This is a genomic window from Stenotrophomonas sp. TWI377 (assembly GCF_039674525.1).
Lineage (GTDB): Bacteria > Pseudomonadota > Gammaproteobacteria > Xanthomonadales > Xanthomonadaceae > Stenotrophomonas.
On record NZ_JBDJNT010000003.1, the window covers coordinates 24,381 to 46,886 of the forward strand.

Annotated in this window: 22 protein-coding genes; 11 read left to right on the top strand and 11 right to left on the bottom strand. The window is 68.5% G+C overall.

Features of this window, described 5'->3' with window-relative positions; all coding sequences use genetic code 11:
• Window positions 1-4: 4 nt before the first annotated feature.
• The 3 genes from ABE546_RS04755 to ABE546_RS04765 form a co-directional block, all read right to left on the bottom strand.
• Window positions 5-1,276: a HAMP domain-containing sensor histidine kinase gene (locus tag ABE546_RS04755; RefSeq protein WP_313210148.1), complete on the bottom strand. Its 1,272-nt coding sequence runs from the start codon at window positions 1,274-1,276 to the stop codon at window positions 5-7.
• A gap of 168 nt (window positions 1,277-1,444) precedes the next feature.
• Window positions 1,445-2,158: a response regulator transcription factor gene (locus ABE546_RS04760; protein ID WP_019182442.1), complete on the bottom strand. Its 714-nt coding sequence runs from the start codon at window positions 2,156-2,158 to the stop codon at window positions 1,445-1,447.
• A 77-nt stretch (window positions 2,159-2,235) separates the two neighbouring features.
• Window positions 2,236-2,886, bottom strand: coding sequence for an arylesterase (locus ABE546_RS04765; RefSeq protein ID WP_313210151.1), 651 nt, complete (start codon window positions 2,884-2,886; stop codon window positions 2,236-2,238).
• A 120-nt stretch (window positions 2,887-3,006) separates the two neighbouring features.
• Here ABE546_RS04765 and ABE546_RS04770 point away from each other — a divergent pair, with 120 nt between their 5' ends.
• Window positions 3,007-3,609 carry an ATP-binding cassette domain-containing protein gene (locus ABE546_RS04770; RefSeq protein WP_313210153.1) on the top strand — a complete coding sequence of 201 codons (603 nt, stop codon included), beginning with the start codon at window positions 3,007-3,009 and terminating at the stop codon, window positions 3,607-3,609.
• Window positions 3,606-6,092, top strand: coding sequence for an FtsX-like permease family protein (locus ABE546_RS04775; RefSeq protein WP_346462831.1), 2,487 nt, complete (start codon window positions 3,606-3,608; stop codon window positions 6,090-6,092). Before ABE546_RS04770 ends, ABE546_RS04775 begins: the two co-directional genes overlap by 4 nt.
• 295 nt (window positions 6,093-6,387) lie before the next feature.
• On the opposite strand, the gene ABE546_RS04780 is transcribed toward ABE546_RS04775, so the two are convergent.
• The 4 genes from ABE546_RS04780 to ABE546_RS04795 form a co-directional block, all read right to left on the bottom strand.
• On the bottom strand, window positions 6,388-7,329 hold the full coding sequence (locus ABE546_RS04780; protein ID WP_346462832.1) for a DUF6607 family protein: 942 nt from the start codon (window positions 7,327-7,329) through the stop codon (window positions 6,388-6,390).
• A complete protein-coding gene (locus tag ABE546_RS04785; protein WP_346462833.1) occupies window positions 7,329-7,919 on the bottom strand; it encodes a Hemin transport protein in 591 nt (196 codons plus the stop codon). The genes ABE546_RS04780 and ABE546_RS04785 overlap by 1 nt, the downstream gene beginning before the upstream one ends.
• Window positions 7,920-8,028: 109 nt before the next feature.
• Window positions 8,029-8,226 (bottom strand): hemin uptake protein HemP, encoded by a 198-nt coding sequence (locus ABE546_RS04790; protein ID WP_019182448.1) that lies wholly within the window; start codon window positions 8,224-8,226, stop codon window positions 8,029-8,031.
• Between the two features lie 313 nt (window positions 8,227-8,539).
• Window positions 8,540-9,508, bottom strand: coding sequence for an aldo/keto reductase (locus ABE546_RS04795; RefSeq protein ID WP_346462834.1), 969 nt, complete (start codon window positions 9,506-9,508; stop codon window positions 8,540-8,542).
• A 252-nt stretch (window positions 9,509-9,760) separates the two neighbouring features.
• Here ABE546_RS04795 and ABE546_RS04800 point away from each other — a divergent pair, with 252 nt between their 5' ends.
• A complete protein-coding gene (locus ABE546_RS04800; RefSeq protein ID WP_121042760.1) occupies window positions 9,761-11,059 on the top strand; it encodes a nucleoside transporter C-terminal domain-containing protein in 1,299 nt (432 codons plus the stop codon).
• Window positions 11,060-11,085: 26 nt separating this feature from the next.
• Window positions 11,086-12,051 carry a ribokinase gene (locus ABE546_RS04805; RefSeq protein WP_313210164.1) on the top strand — a complete coding sequence of 322 codons (966 nt, stop codon included), beginning with the start codon at window positions 11,086-11,088 and terminating at the stop codon, window positions 12,049-12,051.
• Between the two features lie 95 nt (window positions 12,052-12,146).
• Here the strand turns inward: ABE546_RS04805 and ABE546_RS04810 are convergent, their stop codons facing one another.
• Complete coding sequence (locus ABE546_RS04810) at window positions 12,147-12,788, bottom strand: hypothetical protein (RefSeq protein WP_346462835.1); 642 nt, start codon at window positions 12,786-12,788, stop codon at window positions 12,147-12,149.
• A gap of 76 nt (window positions 12,789-12,864) precedes the next feature.
• On the opposite strand from ABE546_RS04810, the gene ABE546_RS04815 reads away from it, so the two are divergent.
• The 6 genes from ABE546_RS04815 to ABE546_RS04840 all read left to right on the top strand — a co-directional run bounded on the left by ABE546_RS04815 (window position 12,865) and on the right by ABE546_RS04840 (window position 18,478).
• Window positions 12,865-13,722, top strand: coding sequence for a hypothetical protein (locus ABE546_RS04815; protein WP_313210168.1), 858 nt, complete (start codon window positions 12,865-12,867; stop codon window positions 13,720-13,722).
• Between the two features lie 51 nt (window positions 13,723-13,773).
• On the top strand, window positions 13,774-14,352 hold the full coding sequence (locus tag ABE546_RS04820) for a hypothetical protein (RefSeq protein ID WP_346462836.1): 579 nt from the start codon (window positions 13,774-13,776) through the stop codon (window positions 14,350-14,352).
• Window positions 14,349-15,683: a YcaO-like family protein gene (locus tag ABE546_RS04825; RefSeq protein WP_346462837.1), complete on the top strand. Its 1,335-nt coding sequence runs from the start codon at window positions 14,349-14,351 to the stop codon at window positions 15,681-15,683. The genes ABE546_RS04820 and ABE546_RS04825 overlap by 4 nt, the downstream gene beginning before the upstream one ends.
• Before the next feature lie 14 nt (window positions 15,684-15,697).
• The gene (locus ABE546_RS04830) at window positions 15,698-16,444 is read left to right on the top strand and encodes a SagB/ThcOx family dehydrogenase (protein ID WP_346462838.1); all 747 of its coding nucleotides are present in this window, start codon (window positions 15,698-15,700) and stop codon (window positions 16,442-16,444) included.
• 204 nt (window positions 16,445-16,648) lie between these two features.
• Window positions 16,649-17,641: a tRNA dihydrouridine synthase DusB gene (gene dusB, locus ABE546_RS04835; protein ID WP_313210176.1), complete on the top strand. Its 993-nt coding sequence runs from the start codon at window positions 16,649-16,651 to the stop codon at window positions 17,639-17,641.
• A gap of 9 nt (window positions 17,642-17,650) precedes the next feature.
• Complete coding sequence (locus tag ABE546_RS04840; protein ID WP_070471740.1) at window positions 17,651-18,478, top strand: methyltransferase domain-containing protein; 828 nt, start codon at window positions 17,651-17,653, stop codon at window positions 18,476-18,478.
• A gap of 13 nt (window positions 18,479-18,491) precedes the next feature.
• On the opposite strand, the gene ABE546_RS04845 is transcribed toward ABE546_RS04840, so the two are convergent.
• Genes ABE546_RS04845 through ABE546_RS04855 form a run of 3 tightly spaced genes read right to left on the bottom strand, consistent with a single transcriptional unit; the run spans window position 18,492 to window position 20,896 of the window.
• Entirely contained in the window at window positions 18,492-18,932 is a 441-nt protein-coding gene (locus tag ABE546_RS04845; RefSeq protein ID WP_313210179.1) for a hypothetical protein, read from the bottom strand.
• Window positions 18,929-20,005: a metal-dependent hydrolase gene (locus ABE546_RS04850; protein WP_346462839.1), complete on the bottom strand. Its 1,077-nt coding sequence runs from the start codon at window positions 20,003-20,005 to the stop codon at window positions 18,929-18,931. The genes ABE546_RS04845 and ABE546_RS04850 overlap by 4 nt, the downstream gene beginning before the upstream one ends.
• A gap of 48 nt (window positions 20,006-20,053) precedes the next feature.
• Window positions 20,054-20,896: a UDP-2,3-diacylglucosamine diphosphatase gene (locus ABE546_RS04855; protein WP_313210183.1), complete on the bottom strand. Its 843-nt coding sequence runs from the start codon at window positions 20,894-20,896 to the stop codon at window positions 20,054-20,056.
• Window positions 20,897-21,223: 327 nt separating this feature from the next.
• Here ABE546_RS04855 and metK point away from each other — a divergent pair, with 327 nt between their 5' ends.
• A complete protein-coding gene (metK, locus tag ABE546_RS04860) occupies window positions 21,224-22,435 on the top strand; it encodes a methionine adenosyltransferase (protein ID WP_313210185.1) in 1,212 nt (403 codons plus the stop codon).
• Window positions 22,436-22,506: the final 71 nt, after the last annotated feature.

The window sequence follows — 22,506 nt, forward strand, 5'->3', positions numbered from 1 at the left end:
CGACTCAGCGGTAGTGGATCGTGGCCTGGGTACCCTGCCCGGGCTCGCTGGTCAGGGCGATCTTCCAGCCGAAGCGGTCGCACAGCCGGCGCACGATCGACAGCCCCAGCCCGGTGCCCTGTGGACGGCTGGGCTCGGCACGATAGAACGGCTCGAACGCACGCCCGAGTGCTTCGGCGGACATCCCGATGCCGGTATCGCGCACGACCACGCGATCGTCTTCGACATCGACGTCGATCCGGCCTTCGTCGGTATAGCTGCAGGCATTGCGCAGCAGGTTGCTGACCACCACCTGCAGCACCCGCGGCGGCGCGTGCAGCATCACCGGGCCATGGCTGTGCAGGTGGATCTCCACGGGCCGCCCGGCGATCAGCTCGCGGGCGTTGTCCACCTCGTAGCGGACGATCTCGTTGACGTCGAACAGCTCGACCTGCGGCTCGACATCGGCCTCGCGGGCGAGGATCAGGAAGGCATCGATCACCGCCTCCATGTCGCGTCCGGCGCGCTGGATGCGCTGCAGGCCGCGGCGCAGGCGCGGGGTCATGTCCTGGTCGCCCAGCGCCATGTCGCTGGCTACCCGGATCACGGTCAGCGGGGTGCGCAGCTCATGGCTGGCATCGCGGGTGAAGTTGCGCTCGCGCGCGACGTGCGCGGTGACCTTGGTGGCCAGCGAGTGCAGCGCCGCGGCCAGCTGGCGGGTCTCGCCCTGCATGTCGGCCGGCAGCTTGGCCGGGGCCAGATCGGCCGCTTCCGGATGCCCGGGGTCCCATCGCGAGACGCGCCGGGCCAGCCAGTTCACCGGGGATACCAGGCGTTTGGAGGCGCGATAGGTGATCCACGAGGCGCCGTAGACGGCCAGCAGGGTCAGCAGCACCGGCACGACGCCGAACCAGAACGCCAGCATCTCCGCGCGCGAACGCAGGAACACCAGATACAGGCGGCCTTCCGGACGCGCATCGACCAGCACCAGCTGGTCGTCGTCCTTGAGCTCATGGAAGCCGGGGGTGAGCGTGCGCAGGTTGGCCGGCAGGCTCAGCGGCGACTGCCCGGTCTCGAGCAGGTAACCGCGGATGTTCTGGGTATTGGGCGGCGGCTGCACCGGCGAGGCCTCGTGCAGTTGCCAGTAGTAGCCGGCCTCTTCCTGCAGCGCGCTGCTGACCAGGCTGTGCTTGATCACCAACGACACCAGCCAGGCGCCCAGCAGGATGCCCAGGCTGGCGAGCACGGCTTGGAGGATGAAGACGATGCGGATCTTGCGCGGCAGACCGTGCGGCATTACGGGGTCCAGGGCGGTTCGCGGCGATTATAGGAAAGCTTGCCGTGAGTCCATCGTGCAAACCATGACAACGGCCCGGCAGATGCCGGGCCGTCATGCTCCAGAGGGTACCGGAGGATCGGATCGCTCATGCCGCCCGCAGGCGGCCGAGCGGCGATCGACCGCCCATCAGCTCATCGGCTGGGCGATATCGGCAATACGGTAGCCGGCGCTCTGCACGGTGTGCAGCAGCGGGCGGTCGAACGGCTTGTCGATGATCTTGCGCAGGTTGTACAGATGGCTGCGCAGGGTGTCCGAGTCGGGCAGACCATTGCCCCAGATCTCGCGTTCGATTTCCTGGCGGGTCACCACACGCGGCGATTCGCGCATGAGGATCGTCAGCAGGCGCAGGCCGATCGGCGATAGCTGCAGTTCGGTGCCGGCACGCGTCGCGCGCATGCTGACCGGATCGAGCACGAGGTCGGCGACCTTGAGCACTTCCGAGCCGACCTGACGACGCTCGCGGCGGATCAGCGCGCGCAGACGGGCTTCCAGTTCCTGGATCGCGAACGGCTTGGTCAGGTAGTCATCGGCGCCGAACCCCAGGCCGGTGAGCTTGTCGTCCAGCGTGTCGCGCGCGGTCAGCATCAGCACCGGCGTGGACTTGCGCGCATCGTTGCGCAGGCGGCGACAGACTTCGATGCCGTCCAGACGCGGCAGCATCAGGTCCAGCACGACCACGTCGTAGCTGTTCTCGGCCGCCAGACGATAACCGTCCAGCCCATCCTGGGCGTAGTCGACTTCGAAGCCGCGCCCTTCCAGGTACTCGCCGATCATCTCGGAAATATTACGGTTGTCTTCGACCACCAGCACCAGGCCGGAGGTCTCCTTTGTCTGACGCATGGGATTCCCTCTTTCTTCAGCTTTGTGAAACATGCCGCATCGCCAGTGGACGCGGTGTGAAGTTCCTCACACACCGATCAAAGCAGGGGTTTGAGCAGCGGCCAGACGTTGTCCAGCACCTGCGGCTGCGCAGCTGCGGTGGGGTGCAGCCCGTCGGCCTGCATCAGGTTCGGCTTCAAGGCCACCCCTTCGAGCAGGAACGGCAGCAGCGGCACGTCGTACTGCTTGGCCAGCGCCGCGTAGGTCTGGCGCAGGCGCTGGCGGTAGGCCGGGCCGTAGTTGGGCGGCACATCGATACCCAGCAGCAGCACCTTGGCGCCCGCCTTCTGGCTGGCCACGATCATCTTTTCCAGGTTGCCCTGCAGTTGCGCCGGGGTCAGCCCGCGCAGCGCATCGTTGCCGCCCAGTTCGATCACCACCACGGACGGCCGATGCTTCTCCAGCAGCCCTGGCAGGCGGGTCAGCGCGCCGGCGGTCGTCTCGCCGCTGATGCTGGCGTTGATGATCGCCGGCGGCGCCTTGATCTGTTGTTTGACCCGCTGCTGAAGCAGGTTTACCCAGCCCGACGCGGCCGGGATATTGTGGGCGGCACTGAGGCTGTCGCCGACCACCAGCACCGCCGCACGGGTGTCCGGAGCTTTGGCACAGGCCAGCATCGGCATCAGCAGCAACCCTGCCAGCAGCCAGCCCATCGAGGCCACGCGGCCCATTCCACTTGCTTGGTTCATTGGAGAATCCTCATCGACAGCCTGTCCCCCCGCAGCGCGCCCGTCGCCATCGCCGCCCACAACGTGGGCAAGTCCGCACGTGGCCCGGAGGGTGAAGTCCACATACTGGACAACATTGACATGACCGTCCATGAAGGCGAGAGCGTGGCGATCGTCGGCGCTTCAGGTTCGGGCAAGACCACCCTGCTCGGCCTGCTCGCCGGCCTGGACCTGCCCAGCCACGGCACCATCGCGCTGGCCGGCGCCGCGCTCAACACGCTCGATGAGGAAGCCCGCGCGCAGCTGCGCGCACGCGAGGTCGGCTTCGTGTTCCAGAGCTTCCACCTGCTGCCGGCACTGACCGCCGAAGAGAACATCGCGCTGCCGCTGGAACTGGCCGGCCGCGAAGATCCCGCGCGGGTGCGCGAGGTCTTGGAACAGGTCGGCCTGGGCCATCGTGCGCGTCACTACCCGCGCCAGCTTTCCGGTGGCGAACAGCAGCGGGTGGCGCTGGCCCGTGCGTTCGTGGCGCGGCCGCGCATCCTGTTCGCCGATGAGCCGACCGGCAGCCTGGACCAGGCCACCGGGCAGCAGATCAGCGACCTGCTGTTCGCGCTCAACGCCACCAGCGATACCACCCTGGTGCTGGTCACCCATGACCTGCGCCTGGCGCAGCGCTGCGAGCGCATCTACCAGCTCGACGGTGGCCGCCTGGCCGACACCGTTGCCGGCGCAGGCGCATGAATGTCGTGCGCCATGCGGCGCGTGCGCTGCGCCGCGAATTCCTGGCCGGCGATCTGCTGACCGTGTTCGCCGCACTGGTGTTGGGCGTGGCGGTGATGACCGCCGTCGGGACATTGGTCAACCGCGTGACCCTGGCACTGACCGGCAGCGCGGCGGAGATGCTTGGCGGTGATCTGGGCCTGAGCGGCCGTGAGGACATCCCGCAGACCTTCGCCGACGCGGCGCGCGAGCGCGGCTTGGCCAACACGCGCATGGTCAGCTTCCCCAGCGTGCTGTTCCATGGCGATGACAGCCAGATGGCCAACATCAAGGCGGTCGCCGATGGCTACCCGCTGCGCGGTGAACTGCGGGTCAGCCGCACGCTGCATGACAGCGCCAGCGAAACGGCAGGAACGCCGCCACCGGGCCAAGCGTATGCCGATCCCCGCCTGATGCAGGCGCTTGGCCTGCAGGTGGGCGATGCACTGGAATTCGGCGCGGGCACGTTGACCGTGACCCGCGTGCTGCAGGCCGAGCCGGATACCTCCGGTGAGCTGATGCAACTGTCGCCGCCGCTGCTGGTGAACCGCATCGATGTGGATCGCGCCGGCCTGCTGGGGCCGGGCAGCCGCGCGTCGTACCGGATGATGTTCGCCGGTGCGCCGGGGCAGATCGAGGCGTTCCGCGAATGGCTCACGCCGCAGGCCAAGGGCTACCGCATTGTCGGCATCGCCGATGCCCAGCGCGGTGTACGCGGCGCGTTCGATCTGGCCGGGCGCTTCCTGTCGCTGGCCGCGTTGCTGGCGGTGTTGCTGGCCGGTGTCGCCACCGCACTGGCGGCCAACCGCTTCGCGATGCGACGCATCGACCAGGTCGCGATCCTGCGCTGCCTGGGGGCGCGCCAGCGCGACATCCTCACCGCGATGGCGCTGCAGCTGGTGATGCTGGCGATACCGGCCTGCCTGGTCGGTATCGGGCTGGGCATGGCTGCCCAGGCCGGGCTGGTGCAGGCACTGGGCGGGTTGATTCCGAACCGCCTGCCCCTGCCGCAGGCCACGCCGGCACTGAGTGGAGCCGGCATCGGGCTGGTGCTGCTGCTGGGCTTTGGTCTGCCGCCGCTGCTGCGCCTGCGCAGCGTGCCGCCGATGCGCGTGCTCAACCGCAGCTTCGCCGCGCTGCCGCCGAGTTCGATGCTGGTATATGCCGCCGCATTGGCGGCCACCGTGGCGCTCACCATGCAGGCCACCGGCGATGTGAAACTGGCGACGTGGGTGCTCGGCGGGCTGGCCGCGCTGGCGGCCCTGGCCGGTGCGCTCGGCGCGCTGCTGCTGTGGCTGCTGCGTGGGCTGCAGCCGCGCCTGCGCGGGCGCTGGAAGCTGGGCCTGGCTTCGTTGACGCGACGCCGCGGGCTGGCGGTGATGCAGCTGGTCGGCCTGTCGCTGTCGCTGTGTTCGCTGCTGCTGCTGTCGGTGATCGGTCCGGGGCTGTTGGCGCAGTGGCGCGATCGCCTGCCGACCGATACACCGAACTACTTCCTGATGAACATCCAGCCCGAGCAGCGCGATGCGGTGCTGGCCACGTTGGGTGGGCTCGGGGTGGTCGCGCCGGGCATCGAGCCGTTCAGTACCGGCCGCCTGCTCGCGGTCAACGACCGGCCGCCGCAGCGGCAGGCGCGCGAGGACAACAGCAACGAGGAGGACGATGCCAACCGGCCGGTCAATTTCTCGTGGCGGCATGATTTCCCGCCGGCCAATACGCTGCTCAGCGGGACGTTCTGGAAGGCGGGCAGCACCGCGGCCGAGGCCTCGATCGAGCAGGGCTGGGCCGAGCGTTACGGGATGACGCTGGGCGACACGGTGACGCTGCAGATGGGCGATCAGGAGCGCAGTTTCACGATCACCAGCATCCGCAAGGCGGACTGGGATTCGTTCCGGGTCAACTTCTTCCTGCTGCTCAACGAAGGCGCGGTTGCCGATGCGCCGTACAACCTGATCACCGCCTTCCATCTGCCACGCGCGCAGGCACCGGCGCTGGCCGGGCTGACCCGGGCGTACCCGAACATTTCACTGTTGGATATCGACGGCATCCTGGAGCGGGTGCGCGAGGTGGTGGATCGGGTGAGCCAGGCGGTGCAGCTGGTGATGGGCTTCAGTCTGCTGGCCGGGCTGCTGGTGTTGCTGGCGGCGTTGCAGGCGACGGCTGGTGAGCGGCGCTACGACAGTGCGGTGCTGCGTACGCTGGGGGCGACGCGCCGTCAGCTGCGCGGTGCAGTGCTGGTGGAGTTTGGTGCGCTGGGGCTGTTGTCGGCGTTGTTGGCGGTGGGCGCGGCGGCGCTGCTGGGCACGGTGGTGGCGCGGCAGGTGTTCGAGTTGACGCTGAGCCCGCCGTGGGGGCCGTTGTTGGTGGGCGGTGGGTTGGGTGTGCTGTTGAGCATGCTGGCCGGCTGGTGGGGCACGCGGCGGATTCTGCATACGCCGCCGGCGTTGGCGCTTCGGGAGGCGTGAGTTGGGGCGCCGTTGCATTGAAAGCGAAAGCAAAAGCGACGGCGTCTTGGTGTTCATGGCCTGAAGGCTGGCGGGCAGCCCTGCCCAGGACGCGCCGTAAACCCGTCCCTGGGGGCTCGTGGGCGCCATCCTTGGCGCCCTGACGGTCCTGGGCAGGGCTACCCGCCATCCTTCTCGAGGGATGGCCTTGGGCGGATGGGAGAGCAGCGCGTCTGCAGTTGGCACTACCGTCGATGAGGCAATGTGCTGCTTCGACGTTCGGCGATGGACGCGAGCGCCGCCGGTTGCGGCTGTATCAGCGCGCGCTTTCTGGCGGTGCTTTTTCCACCCACTGCTGGAAGACGGCATCGATCTCGGTGTCCGCCACGGTCTTGCCGTCCTGGATGTCCTGGGCCTGGGTGAACAGCGGGATGATCATGGCCATGCCGTCGGGTTTGGTTTTCAGGTGCACGCCCGGTGCGTTGCCGAGGAAGCTGTTCCAACGCTGGCGCACCTTCGCCCAGTAACCCGCGGTGGCGGTCCAGTAGGCGTAGGCGGGGGTGAAGTCCACCTCGGTGGTCTTGTTGTAATCGTTGAAGCCGAACTCACGTGCAATCGGTGTCTGCGTTCCGTCGGCGCGCCGCAGGATCTTGGTGTTGAACTGCTCGTGGGTCCACCCGTTGGGCGTGCGCGTGTGCCGGTTGATCACGGCCAGGGCGTTGTAGTCGCTGCGGCGGGTGTATTCGCGGCGCGGCAGGGGGCGCCAGCTGAGGTCGCTGGTCCACGCGGCGATGCCGTTGTCGTAGCGCCAGGCGCCGGTGCCGCAGTAGCGCGGTGCGTCGCTGACTTCGTAGACGCATTGGGTCCAGGCACCGGTGGTGAGCGCCGTGGGAATGGGGCGCACCTGCCAGGTCTGGTCGGCAGTGAACTCGAACCGGGTCGGTGCCTGGTAGACCCAGTCCTGGCGCCAGTGCTTGGTGACGTGGCCGCTCTTCGGTTCGACCAGCAGGTGCTGCAGCACCACCCGCGTTGGGGTGTCTTCGACCACGATCACCACTTCGCTGCCGCCGGTGCGCACGGCCGGCGCGCGTTCGTAGCCGGGCTGGAGCAGCACGGTTTCGTCGAAGGCGAAGTCGACGATGTATTCGCCCTGCATCGCCAGGATGCTGGCGCGGTCGCGTGCGGGGTCGGCCGGTGTGGCATGCGCGCTGGCGGTGAGCGCGAGCAGCAGCCCTGCCAGGGCGAGCGCGGGCGTCATTACAGCTGGATCACCGGCATGCCGCCGGCCGCCCATGGTTCGCTGCGGCGGGCCGCGCTGGCGCAGCAGCCGTCGTCGACCCAGAGCTCGCCTTCGGCGCCTTCCACGGTGCCGATCCGGCGCGCGGTGCTGGCGCCCAGCGCGGACAAGGAGGCCAGGCTGGCGGCGAGTTCGCGGCCTTCGCCGACCTGCAGGCGCAGCGCGCACATGCGCCACGCGTCGTTGCCCAGGCGCACGGCGAGGCGTCGCCACAGGCGCTCGGCGACACCGGCGTCGTTGACCGGTTCGGGCCGTGCGGGAAACGCGGACACGAGGCGATCCCACGCGAGGAAATCGCTGTCGGGCAGCAGATACAGGCGCCAGCAGCAGCGGCCGCGGGCGTCGACGAAGCAGAGGCTTTCGCGGATGCCTTCGCTGTCCATGCCCTGGCAGGCATGCGCGGAGACAGCGTGTTTCCAGCCACCGAGTTCACTGCTGTCCGGGCGGTACAGGCACAGCACGGTACCCAGCGAGGCCAGTTGCGCGGCCGATGGCAGGCCAGCGATGGGATGGCGGCCCGGTGGGCGGCCGACGGAAAGGGCACGGCTCATGGCGGTCTACCTGCAATCGACGGTTGCGAGGGGAGACCCTCGACCCACGCCGTGGACCGGAGTCGACGGCGGAGTGTCGAGGGGGAGAGAGCTGGGGGAGGAACGGCCGTTACTTGGTCAGGATCAGCTTGTCGTTGCTGGTATGACGCAGGCGATAGAAACGATCGCCATGCTGGATCAGGATTTCGCGGCGCCCCTTGAGCAGGGCTTCGCTGTCGATCACTTCTTCCGGCGGGACCACGCGGACCGGACGGTCGCGGAGGGTCAGCGTTTCGGGGCGCAGCAGTACAGCAGCTTGAGTGTTCATCGTCTGGACTCGTTGCGAGGGGCGAGTCAAATGATAATGATTCTCAGTTGGCAATCAACAACCATTCTCACTTTGATAGATGGCATTAATGATCGACTACCCAAATTCGATAGCCTCTATCAATCGCCATCTGTGCGTGGTCGCCCGTCGGGTGAACTGCAGAGCCGGCCAGCGGCCGGCACTACCCTGGAGGGACGGCGCCTGTTGCAGACGCCCTGCTCCGCTCCGCGCAGCGACCCCGCTTCTGTCTGCCGCCGCCGCAGCAGCGGTAGTGCCGGCCGCTGGCCGGCTCTCCGGATCCCGACAGACGCAATCAGGCAAAGACCGCTTCCACCTGCTGCCAGACGCTCTCATCGAGCTGCTCGAACAGCGCCAGTGCGCCCAGGTTCTCTTCCAGCTGGCTGACCCGGCTGGCGCCGAGGATCACGCTGGATACATTCGGATTGCGCAGGCACCAGGCGATCGCCAGCTGCGCCGGCGAGACGCCCAGCTGCGCGGCCAGTGCGGTGTAGCGCCGCACCCGCTCCATGCGGTCGCTGCCATCGTCGAGCACCTGCGCCTTCAGCCAGCCCAGCTGTTCCTGGCCCAGCCGCGACTGCGGGTCCACGCCGGCGTTGTACTTGCCGGTCAGCAGGCCCGAGGCCAGCGGCGACCAGATGGTGGTGCCCAGGCCAGCCTCGGCATACAGCGGCGCGTATTCGCGCTCCACCCGCTCGCGGTGCAGCAGGTTGTACTGCGGCTGTTCCATCGAGGGCGCATGCAGGTTGCGCGCGCGGGCGATGTCCACCGCCTCCTGGATCTGCGCGGCCGACCATTCCGACGTGCCCCAGTACAGCACCTTGCCCTGGCGGATCAGGGTATCCATGGCCTGCACGGTCTCGGCGATCGGGGTATCCGGATCCGGGCGATGGCAATAGTAAAGGTCCAGGTACTCCACCCGCAGGCGCTTGAGCGCGGCGTGGCAGGCGTCGGTGACATGCTTTCGCGACAGCCCGTGCTGGGTAGGGCGCGGGTCGTCGACGGCGCCGAAGAACACCTTGCTGGAGACGCAGAAGCCATCGCGCGGCAGGCGCAGGTCGGCGATCACATCGCCCATCACCTGCTCGGCGCGGCCGCGGGCATAGCCTTCGGCGTTGTCGAAGAAATTGACCCCGGCATCCCAGGCGGTGGCGATCAGCTTGCGGGCCTCATCGCGGCCGATCTGGTCGCCGAAGGTCACCCAGGCCCCGAAGGACAGGGCCGAGAGCTTCAGGCCGGTGGAGCCAAGACGGCGATAGAGCATGTGGTTCTCCTGCTGCGGGCCCGCGACCGGGCCGGATCGATGCCGGTAAGTGTAGAGCGGGGCGGCGCAGTTCCGCGCGGCTTGCCGCGGCGGCGGTCTCACGCCCCGTGACACGCCGCACGGAAACCGGGCCATGCCTTGCCGATACAGGCCCGATCACGACCGATCGGCTCGCGGACGCTGCTTTTCCTTGCCCCGCCCCTGCCGCTGCTCTAGGCTTCCCGTTTTTCGCGGCGCCCCAAGGGAAGTCTCATGGTCGAAGGTTTGGGCAGGATTGGCTTCGGCCTGTTCGGGTTGGCAGTGCTGATCGGCATTGCCTGGTTGTTCTCGAACAACAAGCGGGCTGTCGACTGGCGCCTGGTCGTCACCGGTATCGCACTGCAGATAGCCTTCGCGGCGGTGGTGCTGCTGGTCCCGGGTGGCCGTGATGTGTTCGACGCGCTGGGCAAGGGCTTCGTCAAGATCCTGGAGTTCGTCAACGCCGGCTCGGGCTTCATCTTCGGCAGCCTGATGGACACCAGCCAGTTCGGTTTCATCTTCGCCTTCCAGGTGCTGCCGACCATCATCTTCTTCTCGGCGCTGATGGGGGTCATGTACCACCTCAACGTGATGCAGATGATCGTGCGCGGCATGGCCTGGGCGATCACCAAGATCATGCGTGTGTCCGGTGCGGAAACCACCAGCGTCTGCGCCAGCGTGTTCATCGGCCAGACCGAAGCGCCGCTGACGGTACGCCCGTACATCGCCAAGATGACCCAGTCCGAGCTGATCACCATGATGATCGGCGGCATGGCGCACATTGCCGGCGGCGTGCTGGCCGCGTATGTGGGCATGCTCGGTGCCGGCGATCCGGTCGAACAGGCCTTCTACGCCAAGCATCTGCTGGCCGCGAGCATCATGGCGGCCCCGGCGACCCTGGTGGTGGCCAAGCTGCTGGTGCCCGAGACCGGTACCCCGCTGACCCGCGGCACGGTCAAGATGGAAGTGGAGAAGACCTCCAGCAACATCATCGACGCGGCTGCCGCCGGCGCCGGCGACGGCCTCAAGCTGGCGCTGAACATCGGTGCGATGCTGCTGGCCTTCATCGCCCTGATCGCCCTGATCAACGCGCCCCTGACCTGGCTGGGTGACATCACCGGCCTGGCCGCGCTCATCGGCCGCCCGACCGACCTGTCCACGCTGTTCGGCTTCCTGCTGGCCCCGATCGCTTGGGTGATCGGCACCCCGTGGGCCGATGCCACCACGGTGGGCTCGCTGATCGGCCAGAAGGTGGTGATCAACGAGTTCGTGGCGTATTCGGAGCTGGCCAAGATCATCCGAGGCGAGGTGCCGGGCACGGTGCTGTCGGCCGAGGGTCGCCTGGTCGCCACCTACGCGCTGTGCGGTTTTGCCAACTTCAGCTCCATCGCGATCCAGATCGGTGGTATTGGTGGGCTGGCGCCAGAGCGTCGCCACGATCTGGCCAAGTTCGGCCTGCGTGCCGTGCTCGGCGGTACCATTGCCACCTTCATGACGGCGACCATCGCCGGCGTGCTGACGCATTTCAGCTGATATCCGTTCCCTGAGAAACAGTCTTTATGAGTAGCAGTGTCGTCGTAATCGGTTCCTTCAATGTGGATCATGTCTGGCGTTGTGAGTCGCTCCCGGCCCCGGGTGCGACCATCGCCGGCCGCTACAGCACCGGTCCCGGCGGCAAGGGCTTCAACCAGGCCGTGGCCGCCCGCCGTGCCGGCGCGCCGACCACGTTCCTGTGCGCGCTGGGCGATGACGCCGGCGGTGCGATGGCGCGCGGCCTGGCCGAGCAGGATGGCTTTGCGCTGACCGCCGAAGCCAGCAGCGAGCCGACCGGCACCGGCGGTATCTATGTCGACAGCCGGGGCCGCAACACCATCGTGATCGGCCCGGGGGCCAACGCCGCGCTGAGCCTGGACTTCGTCGAACAGCAGCGCGCGCTGCTGGCCGGTGCCAAGGTGGTGCTGGCGCAGCTGGAATCGCCGGTGGAAACCATCGAGGCCGCCCTGGCGATCGCGCGTGAAGCCGGTGCCACCACCGTGCTCAACGTGGCGCCTGCCGATGCACCCTCCAGCATCGGCCTGCTCAAGCTGGCCGATGTGCTGACCCCGAACGAGACCGAGTTCGCTGCCCTGCTCGGCCGTCATGTCGGCGAGCGCGTGGATGCCAACGACGTCGCCGCGCTGGATGGCGCCAGCCTGCATGCGCTGTGCCGCAAGCTGGTCGGCAACGGCACCGTGGTGGTGACGTTGGGTTCGGTCGGTGTATTCGTGTCGCACGCCGAAGAAAACCTGCGTGGCGACACGCAGCCGTACTACCGCGTGGGCGCCGAGCAGGTGCAGGTGCTGGACACCACCGGTGCAGGCGATGCGTTCAACGGCGCCCTGGTCGCCTCGATCGCGCAGGACCCGGAGGCGGCGTTTGCCCGCCACGTGCGTTTCGCCAATCAGTTCGCCGGTCGTTCGACCGAGAAGGAAGGCGCCGCCGCGGCGATGCCGCACTTCACCCCGGCCGACGCCGAAAACAAGTAAGCGTCACCGGTGTGGATACCAAGAGGCCAGCGTTCGCGCTGGCCTTTTTTTTGGAAGCGGCAGTCCCCACCGTTGGTGGGTACGATGCGCCAGGCCTACCGCAAGCGTCGGGGCCGCGTGATCCACAGCGCCAGCGCGCCCACCAGGAGTCCGGCAAGCACGTCCAGCAGATCGTGCTGCCAGGTGGTGAGCGTCGAGAGCAGAATCAGCCCACAGGCGCCGTGCCACAGCCAGCGCAGTGCCGTCGCATCGGCCTGCAGCCACTGCCGCCATGCCTGCCAGACCACCACCAATACCGCGGCGTGCAGCGACGGCGCCATGTTGAACGGCGCCTCGAACGCGCGCAGCTGTGCGAACAACAGCCCGCTCACCCCATCCGGCTGGGGCAAAACACGCACGTTGCCGGTCGGCCAGCACACGAAGGCGAGCATGCAGGCGGCCTGCACCAGCGCGATGGCCAGCGCATGGCGGCGCAGGGCCGATCGGGTCGGGCAGAGGAAGAACGTCAGCGGGTACAGCAGGTTCAGCGCCAGGTACGGCCAGATCGTCCACGGCCAGAACGGAATCGCCTCGTCCCAGCGACCGTGCAGGCTATAGGTCTGGGCTTGGCTGGCGGCCCAGTGGTTGGTCCAGCTGTAGCCGTGGATGAACATCGCGCCGAGCAGCAGCATCCACAGCATCGCCTCGCGCCAGGGCGGCTGGAGGACGGACGCGGTGGCAACAGGCGGCGTGGGCACGCGCGCACCCTAGCAGAACGTGGCCCGCCTGTTTGCCGCTATCCTTGCGGTTTCGCGGATACACGGACTGTACGCAGTGGCAGCAGCAGGCAGTCAGGAACACGCAGGCCCGCACGCGGGGGAACCGCGCTGGACGCGCAATCCGGCCTGGGCGCTGTTTTCGCAGACCCATGCGCAGCGCCCGCTGCTGCTGGTGTCCGGTGGCGCTGACGAACTGTATGTCGTCGATGAGGCCGACACCCCGACGGTCATCGAACGGATCCTCGGCCACTGGGAAAACGACACCCTGGCGATCCTGCAGGACGATGCCGAGTGCGGCCCGGCGGCCCGCCAGTTGATACGTCTCGGTGTGCTGGTGCCGCGGCGCGCCGCGCGCAGAGTGAAGCGCTACGCAATCGACTGGCTCGGCGAACCGCTGCCCGGGTTGGCCGACGCCTTCGACCGGCATGCCAGCGCGGATCTGCAGCGCGTCGATGCCATCGCGGATGCCGACCTCCTCGTGCTGGTCCGGCACGGGCTGGGCTGGGAACAGGCCTTGGCCCGCTACCGCACACAGATGCCGGTACAACCGCATCTGCTGCTCGACCTCAGCTATCACCACACGCTCGCGCTGGGCCCCTATGTAGTGCCCGGCCAGAGCGCCTGCGTGTATTGCCTGGGCAACCGGGTGCTGCGCCGCTGGGGCGAAGCACCCGTGCCGGCAATGCCGGCGGTCGCAGCGCAACCGGCCCGGATCGCGGCGCTGGTCGCCCCCTTGCTGGATCAGCCGCCGCTGTTGCTGGGCTATCTCGAACGCAGCGTCTGGCTCGACCTGCAGCGCCTGCACGGCGAACGCGACCGGGTGCTGCGACTGCCGTGGTGCCCCGCCTGCCAGGGTGGCGAAGCCTCACTGCCACCACCGCTGTCCTTGCCTTGGGACACCGGGCGCCCGTGATAATGTGCGCCACGCGCCGGGCGTTTCCGCCCCGGTCAATGGAGTGACCTCATGTATCGCCTGCCGACCCAGTTCGATGCCAGTGCCTCACGCCAGGACCTTGCCGCGGCAGGCGGCGGCTCGACGTCGACCACCTGCAGTTCCTGCATCGTCACCCTGCTCGGCACCTCGGTGCTGTCGGCGGTGGTGCTTGGCAAGCTGGACCCCGTAACGACTGCGGCCGTCAGCAGCGACGCACACGCCACGGTCGCCAGCGTCGACACCGGTACGGACCTCCCCCCCCAGCCACCTGCGTTGCCGCAGACACCGATCAGCGCTGCGACGCCGGACCGTCCGGACACCCCCGTCGCTGTCGTGCCGGTGGCCGGATTGAGCCGCACCAGTCGGGTGTTGCTCGGGCTGTTCGCCTTGCCGCTGGCCGCGATCGGCGGTGGCATTTTCATGAGCACCGCCAACCCGATATTCGGGCTGTTCGTCGCCGTGGGGCTGTATCTGGGCATCTATGCCCTCGTCTACGAACGCGCGGGGCGTTCGCTCGGGCGCGGCATCGGTATCGCCATCGGGCTGCTGCTGGGCCTGTTCGCCGTCGGCGCGCTCGAGATGATGCTCTGGCTGAGCGTGTTGAAATGAGCCGCGCCGCCGTGCAGGCGGCGCTGGAAACGCCCACGCTGTCGTCGCACCTGCTGCATGGCGCGGCGCGTCCGCGCTGCGGTCTGGTGCGCCCGGCACAGCCGATCGAGGCCACCCCCTGCGATGCCACCGGGCCCTTGTTCGAGGGACGGCGCGTACACAATGCCGCCACCCCGGCCGATCCGGCCAATCCCTGGCAGGGCGTCTCTGGCGCGGTCGCGCTGGAGGCCGATGCGGCCGCCGATGGCGCGGTTGCCGAAGCCCTGGAGCGACTGGCGGCGGCGCAGGCGGGCCTGGAGGTGCGTCGCCGCGATGCGCTGACGCCCGCACAACGCCTGGACGAATCGGCCTTCGCGCTGTTCTCGGCCCGACAACGTGCAACGCCGGGTTTTCCATGGCCGATGCCCGAACGCGACGACGATCTGTTCGCCGCGGTGCATGCACTGGATGACAACCGGGTGGCCTGGGTGCCGCAGGAACTGGTCGGACTGGGGCCGCGCAGCGGCCAGGCGCGATTGCCGTCGACGTCCAGTGGCCTGGCGGCCTGGCGGGATGGCCGCGATGGGGCCTGGCTGGCGCTGCTGCGCGCGGCCCAGGAGCTGCTGGAGCGCGATGCGCTGGCGGTGACCTGGCTCAATGGCGTGGCCGGCCGGCGGATCGCCCTGCCGACCCAATGGCAGGCATTCGCGGACGCGCGCGGGGGCGAACTGCAGGCCTTCGACCTGACCCAGCACTGGAACCCGCACCCGGTGATCGCGGTCGCCGGCGGCATTCCGTTCGAAGGCCGCCCCCGCTACGTCCTCGGCATCGCCTGCCGCGCCGATCCGGGCGAGGCGCTGCACAAGGCGCTGCTGGAATGGCAGCAGGCACTGACCTTTGCCGCGCATCTGTGTGGCCGCGAAAGCGCCCGGCTGCCGCGCGATCCCGCCGCCCTGCGCAGCTTCGACGAACATGCCGCCTTCTACACCCTGCGCCCGGCGCTGTGGCCGCAGCTGCCGCTGCTGCGGGCGGCGGAGGACAGCACCTTGACGCTGCCCCCGCCGGGCGCCGCGGTCCGCCCCGCCGCGCCGCGCGCGATTGCCGAGCTGGACATGCTGCGGCGTCGGCTCGGCCGTGCCGGCATCGCGCTGTACTACCGCGAGTTGACCACCACCGATGTGGCCGCGGCCGGCCTGCGGGTGATGCGCGTGCTGTCGCCGCAGCTCAGTGGCCTGCATGCCGACGAGCGTGCACCGTTCCTTGGTGGCCGCTGCCAGGACGTGGCGTGGCGGTATCCCGGCGTGCCGCACAGCGGCGCGTTTCCCAATCCCTTCCCGCATCCATTGGGCTGATGCACGAGGACCGCATGCCGTCACCGCCCTCCCCCTGGCACGATGCCCCGCTGTTCCATCTGTTCTGGCACAACGGCGAGCTCAATCCCGCGCGCGCCGAGGTGATGCGCACGCGTATCGCCGAAGATGCCGCACGCCCCGGGTCGCCACCCCGCCCGGTGCATGCGGCCGCCGGCATCGCCCTGCCGGACCCGGTACAGCCGGGTGACGCCGTGGCGCAGCGCCACAGTGGCCGCCGCTTCGGTGACGCACGCTGGGGCGCGCAGGAACTGGGGTGCGTGCTGGCCCCGCTGCGGGCCCGGCCCGGCGACAGTGACACGCGGCGCCTGCCGTCCGGCGGTGCCAAATACCCGATCCAGGCGTATGCCGCGCTGTACGGCACCGATGACGCGATCGCCGCAGAGCCGGGCATCCATTGGTACGACCCGATCGGGCATGCACTGGTGCCGGTGGGGCCCTGCCCCGCATGGCCGGCGCTGTCCAGGCTGCTCGGCGTGGATTGGCCCGAGCGCCCGGCGGCCGTGCTGTTCCTGATCGCCGAACCGGCCGGCACGCTGGCCAAGTACGGCGAGCGCGGTGGCCGCTTCGTATTGATCGAGGCCGGGGTCTGGCTGGGCGCACTGGGGGAGCAAGTGGCGGCGATGAACGCCGCCGGCTGCGCGATCGGCGCGTTCGAGGACGCCGCCGTGCTGGCCCTGCTCGGGCTCGACCCGCAGCGGCATCTGGCGGTGCTGGCCTATGCGTGTGGTCCGGCGCCCTGAGCGCAACCGTTGGTCGGCACCTATTCGCGCGTAACCGGTAACCGGTAACCGGTAACCCGCCAGCATCAGCCGCCGCTGGGGGCGGCGGAAGCAATCGTCAAGCATATGCTCATGACCGGAGCGCATCAGGCCCTTCCGGATCGGCCTGAACAGGTACTGGTACCTGCGTGGTTGCCGGCCAGCGGCCGGCACTACAATGCGCACATGCAGATTGGCCCCTACAACATCCAGCCCAACGTGGTGCTGGCGCCGATGGCCGGTGTCACCGACAAGCCCTTCCGCCTGCTGTGCAAACAGCTGGGTGCGGGCTTGGCTGCCTCGGAGATGACCATCTCCGATCCGCGCTTCTGGAACACCCGCAAATCGCTCCACCGCATGGACCATGCCGGCGAGCCGGACCCGATCAGCGTGCAGATCGCCGGGACCGAGCCGCAGCAGCTGGCCGAGGCGGCGCGCTACAACGTGGACCACGGCGCGCAGATCATCGACATCAACATGGGCTGCCCGGCCAAGAAGGTGTGCAACGCCTGGGCCGGTTCGGCGCTGATGCGCGATGAGGATCTGGTCGCGCGCATCCTGACCGCAGTGGTCAACGCGGTGGACGTGCCGGTCACCCTGAAAATCCGCACCGGCTGGGATTGCGACCATCGCAATGGCCCGCTGATCGCGCGCATCGCCGAAGACAGCGGCATCGCCGCGCTGGCCGTGCACGGGCGTACCCGCGACCAGCACTACACCGGCACCGCCGAGTACGAGACCATCGCCGCGATCAAGGCCGCGCTGCGCATTCCGGTGATCGCCAACGGCGACATCGATTCACCGCAGAAGGCCGCGCAGGTGCTCAAGCAGACCGGCGTGGACGCGGTGATGATCGGTCGCGCCGCCCAGGGCCGCCCGTGGATCTTCCGCGAGGTGGCGCATTACCTGGCCACCGGCGCGCTGCTGGCGCCGCCGTCGGTCGCCGAGGTACGCGACCTGCTGCTGGGCCACCTGCATGCGCTGCATGATTTCTATGGCGAGCAGCAGGGCGTGCGCATCGCGCGCAAGCACCTGGGCTGGTACGCCAAGGACCGGCCGGAAAACGCCGCCTTCCGTGCGGTGGTCAACCGCGCCGAGGATGCGGCCAGCCAGGTCGCCCTGACCACCGAATATTTCGACGCCCTCGCCGCCGGCGAGTCGTTGTCGTCCGCTGCCTGAGCCTTCGCCATGACCCCGCCCATCACTGCACCGACCTATCTCCACGGCTTCTCCGATACCGAGCAGCACCGCCTGGTCACCCAGTCGCGCCTGTTCGAATCGAGCATCTTCAGCGGCATCGATTACGGCGGCGCCACGCGCCTGCTGGAAGTCGGCAGCGGCGTCGGGGCACAGACGGACATCCTGCTGCGGCGGTTCCCGGAACTGCATGTCACCGGCGTGGACCTGAGCGAGGCGCAACTGGCCACCGCCGCCACCAACCTGGCCAAGACGCCGTGGTGCCGCGAGCGCTACACGCTGCTGCAGGCCGATGCCGGCAACCTGCCGTTCGGCGCGCGTGAGTTCGATTCGGCCTTCCTGTGCTGGGTGCTCGAGCATGTGCCGTCACCGGCGCGGGTGCTCAACGAGGTGCGCCGTGTGCTGGTGCCGGGTTCGCCGGTGTATGTCACCGAAGTGATGAACGCCTCGTTCCTGCTCGATCCGTACTCGCCGCATATCTGGCGCTACTGGATGGCCTTCAACGATTTCCAGTACGACCACGGGGGCGATCCGTTCGTCGGTGCCAAGCTCGGCAACCTGCTGCTGGCCGGTGGCTTCCGCGATGTGCACACCGAGATCAAGACCATCCACCTGGACAACCGCGAACCGGCCCGTCGCAAGACCATGATCGCGTTCTGGGAGCAGCTGCTGTTGTCGGCCGCCGATCCGCTGCTGGAGGCCGGGCTGGTCGACCAGGAAACGGTGGATGGCATGCGCCGCGAGTTCAGCCTGGTCCAGAACGACCCCAACGCGGTGTTCTTCTTCTCCTTCGTGCAGGCCCGCGCGACCGTGTACTGACCGCGTCGCGGACCTACCGCGTCGCCCAGGCGATCACGGTCACCACGACCGCGGCGGCCAGCAGCAACCAGATGCCCAGTCCGCCCCGGTCCCCCGGGGCCACCGTGCTGCCACCGGCGGTGTTGCGGGCCCCTTCGCGCGGGCGTGCGGTGGGCGTGCTGCCCACTTCCAGGGTACCGGTGGCCGGCCGCTGGCTGCGCTCGGTGAGCTTGTTCTGCATGCGTCGCGCGCGCTCGGGATCGACCTTGCGCAGCTCGTCCAGCAGCACCTGCTGCTGGCGCGCGCGGTCCGGCTGCGCCTTGGCCTTGTGCAGGATCTCGCGCAACGGCACCGCCGGCTGCTCGGCCGAGCGGCCCGGGGTCACATCCAGCAACAGCGCGCGGTATTCCGGCGGCACATCGGCCAGCCGCGTGTAGCGCGTGCCATTGATCTCCATTTCAAACCGTTCGGTCACGGTGCCTCCGTCCAACCTGCCTTCGGTGCGATCACGTCGGTGCTCGGCGGCGCATGCCAGATGCGCTGCCACAGGGCCGCGAACCGGCGCTTCAGCATCGTCCTGCCCTGCTCCCCTTCATACGCCGGGCGCAGCTGTCGCGGTGTGATCCCGGCCCAGCCATCGCCTTCCGCCCGCGCAACCGCGAAGGTGAAGGTGTAGTCCGGCTCCAGGCCCATGCGCAGATCGCTGAGCCGCAGTTCGCCATCGACCACCTGGGCACGCATGAAGCCGCGGTTGAACCAGTTCAGCCGCTGCACGGCCGGCAGCTCGGCTGCCTGGCGCAGGGCCTGCACGTTGGAGGGATGGCCCTCGAAGGTCATCGGGCCGCGGTCGGCGATCAGCGAGCGTTCGCCGATCACGTAGCCGTTGGGCGTCGTCGCCACCACCTGCCAGAGCAGCGTGTTGAACGGCATCGCCACCGAGAAGCGCGGCGCATCGCCCAGCCCCATCGCCGCCAGCGCGCGATCGGCGTCGCGATCGACGGTGTGCTTGGCGAGCAACGACCAGCCCAGGTAACTACTGCTTAGCACCAGCCCGGCCACCAGCGCTTTCTGCGCCAGCGGACGCGCCCGCGCGAACCATGCCACTGCGCAGGCGAGCAGCAGCCACACGGTGTACAGCGGGTCGATGATGAAGACGCTGGCCCACATCGTCGGGTGCGGGGTGAACGGCCACCACAGCTGGGTGCCGTAGACGGTGAAGGCATCCAGCAGCGGATGGGTGATCAGCGCCAGCAGGATCGCCCAGAACCAGCGCCCCGGCGCCTGCGCCACGCGGCCGTGACCGAACCGTTTGAACAGCCACCAGATCAGCGCAGCCACCCACGGCAGCACCAGCAGCGAGTGACTGTAGCTGCGGTGCTCGACCATCAGCGCCACGGGATCGGCAGCAGTGAAGGCCAGTACCAGCGCATCCAGGTCCGGCAGGGTGCCGAGTGCGGCACCGGCCAACAGGGCCGCGCGGCGATGGCCGGCCGGGGCGATGGCGGCGGCGACCGCGCCGCCGAGAACGATCTGGGTAAAGGAGTCCATCGGCCGATGCTAGCAGCCGGGACTGGCCATGCGCCTCTGCCGTTCTGCTCAGGCCGCTCTGGCCAATTCGGCGCTGCCGGGCAGCGCCACCAGGGTCTGCCCGGTGTGATCCAGCAGCCGCAGGCTCCCATCCGGGTCTTCGGCCAGCACGGTCAGGCTTTCCACCCAGTCACCGTCGTTGGCATAGATCAGCCCGTCGCGCTCGACCAGCGCGGCACGGTGGATATGCCCGCAGACGATGCCATCCAGACCGCGCCGCCGCACATCCTCAAGCCCGGCCTGGACGAAGCGCTCGATGTAACGCTCGGCCGCGCCGCTGCGCTTCTTGAGGAATTCGGAGAGCGACCAGTAGCGCTGGCCGAGCCGTCGTCGCGCGGCATTGAGCAGGTGGTTGCCGGTGAGGATGCGGTAGTACAGCCAGTCCCCGAACTGTTCCTGCAGGCCGCCGAAGTGGGTGACACCGTCGTAGTCATCGCCGTGCACGACCAGCAGCCGGCGCCCGTCCGCGGTCACATGGATTGCCCGGCGCCGCACCTGCATGGCCGGCAGCATCAGCCCGCAGACCTTGCGCAGCGAGGCATCGTGGTTGCCCGGGATGTAGATGATCTCGGTGCCGGTGCGCTGCAGCGCGTGCAGCGCCTGGATCACCTCGCTGTGGGCCGGCCGCCAGGCGGCCCGGCGGTGCGCCATCCACCACAGGTCGATGATGTCGCCCACCAGATACAGCCGTTCGCAGCGCAGCTCGGCCAGGAACCGGGCCAGTTCGGCGGCATGGCAGTGGCGTGAGCCCAGGTGCACGTCAGACAGGAAGACGGCCCGCCGATGGGGCGCCAGGGTCGTCACGGGCCGTGGGGCGGCCTCCCGCGCGTCGCGCTGCTCGAATGCGTGCATGGCGTGCTCCTCAGGTCCGGCGGCCGGATGCGCCGAAGCCTGCACGGCCCCGGCGACAGCCCGATGGCGGTTTGACGACGGGCGGGTGACACGCCCCGGCCTCGGGAGCATCCGGGCGCCCGCCCATCGGCACGGGCGGCAGGCCATTTGTCACGCTCGTGGAACACTGGGCGGCGACGCTGGGCCCCAATCCCGTCACACCGGGCCCTGCGACGGGCACGCGGGCTTAACCACGGGCAACCCGTGCTGACGCACAATGCAAGTGCGCGACTTGCCGTGTATCATTCGCGGCCATCTTTCCATCCGAATCAAAGGATATTACGCCTGATGTCCAGCTACCTGTTCACCTCCGAATCGGTCTCCGAAGGCCATCCGGACAAGATTGCCGACCAGATCTCCGATGCGGTGCTGGACGCGATCCTGACCCAGGACAAGCGTGCGCGCGTGGCCTGCGAAACCATGGTCAAGACTGGCGTGGCCATCGTCGCCGGTGAAATCACCACCAGCGCCTGGATCGACCTGGAAGCCTTGACCCGCAAGGTGATCCTGGACATCGGCTACGACAGCTCCGACGTCGGCTTCGACGGCGCGACCTGCGGCGTGCTGAACCTGATCGGCAAGCAGTCGCCGCACATCGCCCAGGGCGTGGACCGCAAGAAGCCCGAAGAAATGGGCGCTGGCGACCAGGGCCTGATGTTCGGCTATGCCACCAACGAGACCGACAGCTACATGCCGGCCGCGATCCACCTGTCGCACCGCCTGGTCGAGCAGCAGGCCAAGATCCGCAAGAAGAAGAATTCGCCGCTGTCCTGGCTGCGCCCGGATGCCAAGAGCCAGGTCACCCTGCGCTATGAAAACGGTGCCGTCTCGGCCATCGACGCGGTGGTGCTGTCGACCCAGCACGCCCCGGGCGTGAAGCAGAAGGACCTCATCGAGGCCGTCCGCGAAGAGATCATCAAGCCGGTGCTGCCGGCCAAGTGGCTGCACAAGGGCACCAAGTTCCACATCAACCCGACCGGCAAGTTCGAGATCGGCGGCCCGGTGGGCGACTGCGGCCTGACCGGCCGCAAGATCATCGTCGACACCTACGGCGGCTGGGCCCGTCACGGGGGTGGTGCGTTCTCGGGCAAGGATCCGTCCAAGGTCGACCGTTCGGCGGCTTACGCGGCCCGTTACGTCGCCAAGAACGTCGTGGCCGCCGGCCTGGCCGACCGTTGCGAAGTGCAGGTCTCCTACGCCATCGGCGTGGCCGAGCCGACCTCGATCTCGGTCACCACCTTCGGCACCGGCAAGATCAGCGATGACAAGATCGAAAAGCTGATCCGCAAGCATTTCGACCTGCGCCCGTACGGCATCATCCAGATGCTGGACCTGATCCACCCGATGTACCAGCAGACCGCGGCCTACGGTCACTTCGGCCGCAAGCCGAAGGACTTCAGCTACCTCAACGCTGCTGGCGAAACCGTCAACGCGACCGCCTTCTCCTGGGAGAAGACCGATCGCGCCGCCGCCCTGCGCGCGGATGCGAAGTTGAAGTAAGAAATGGGCCGCGAAAGCGGCCCTTTTCTTACGGGTAGAGCCGACCGTTGGTCGGCTGGCCGCGCGCAGCG

Excerpts from the sequence above, each read along its gene's own strand:
- ABE546_RS04755 (WP_313210148.1), bottom strand. The coding sequence starts at position 1,276 with ATGCCGCACGGTCTGCCGCGCAAGATCCGCATCGTCTTCATCCTCCAA.
- ABE546_RS04760 (WP_019182442.1), bottom strand. The coding sequence starts at position 2,158 with ATGCGTCAGACAAAGGAGACCTCCGGCCTGGTGCTGGTGGTCGAAGAC.
- ABE546_RS04765 (WP_313210151.1), bottom strand. The coding sequence starts at position 2,886 with ATGAACCAAGCAAGTGGAATGGGCCGCGTGGCCTCGATGGGCTGGCTG.
- ABE546_RS04770 (WP_313210153.1), top strand. The coding sequence starts at position 3,007 with ATGACCGTCCATGAAGGCGAGAGCGTGGCGATCGTCGGCGCTTCAGGT.
- ABE546_RS04775 (WP_346462831.1), top strand. The coding sequence starts at position 3,606 with ATGAATGTCGTGCGCCATGCGGCGCGTGCGCTGCGCCGCGAATTCCTG.
- ABE546_RS04780 (WP_346462832.1), bottom strand. The coding sequence starts at position 7,329 with ATGACGCCCGCGCTCGCCCTGGCAGGGCTGCTGCTCGCGCTCACCGCC.
- ABE546_RS04785 (WP_346462833.1), bottom strand. The coding sequence starts at position 7,919 with ATGAGCCGTGCCCTTTCCGTCGGCCGCCCACCGGGCCGCCATCCCATC.
- ABE546_RS04790 (WP_019182448.1), bottom strand. The coding sequence starts at position 8,226 with ATGAACACTCAAGCTGCTGTACTGCTGCGCCCCGAAACGCTGACCCTC.
- ABE546_RS04795 (WP_346462834.1), bottom strand. The coding sequence starts at position 9,508 with ATGCTCTATCGCCGTCTTGGCTCCACCGGCCTGAAGCTCTCGGCCCTG.
- ABE546_RS04800 (WP_121042760.1), top strand. The coding sequence starts at position 9,761 with ATGGTCGAAGGTTTGGGCAGGATTGGCTTCGGCCTGTTCGGGTTGGCA.
- ABE546_RS04805 (WP_313210164.1), top strand. The coding sequence starts at position 11,086 with ATGAGTAGCAGTGTCGTCGTAATCGGTTCCTTCAATGTGGATCATGTC.
- ABE546_RS04820 (WP_346462836.1), top strand. The coding sequence starts at position 13,774 with ATGTATCGCCTGCCGACCCAGTTCGATGCCAGTGCCTCACGCCAGGAC.
- ABE546_RS04825 (WP_346462837.1), top strand. The coding sequence starts at position 14,349 with ATGAGCCGCGCCGCCGTGCAGGCGGCGCTGGAAACGCCCACGCTGTCG.
- ABE546_RS04830 (WP_346462838.1), top strand. The coding sequence starts at position 15,698 with ATGCCGTCACCGCCCTCCCCCTGGCACGATGCCCCGCTGTTCCATCTG.
- dusB (WP_313210176.1), top strand. The coding sequence starts at position 16,649 with ATGCAGATTGGCCCCTACAACATCCAGCCCAACGTGGTGCTGGCGCCG.
- ABE546_RS04840 (WP_070471740.1), top strand. The coding sequence starts at position 17,651 with ATGACCCCGCCCATCACTGCACCGACCTATCTCCACGGCTTCTCCGAT.
- ABE546_RS04850 (WP_346462839.1), bottom strand. The coding sequence starts at position 20,005 with ATGGACTCCTTTACCCAGATCGTTCTCGGCGGCGCGGTCGCCGCCGCC.
- ABE546_RS04855 (WP_313210183.1), bottom strand. The coding sequence starts at position 20,896 with ATGCACGCATTCGAGCAGCGCGACGCGCGGGAGGCCGCCCCACGGCCC.
- metK (WP_313210185.1), top strand. The coding sequence starts at position 21,224 with ATGTCCAGCTACCTGTTCACCTCCGAATCGGTCTCCGAAGGCCATCCG.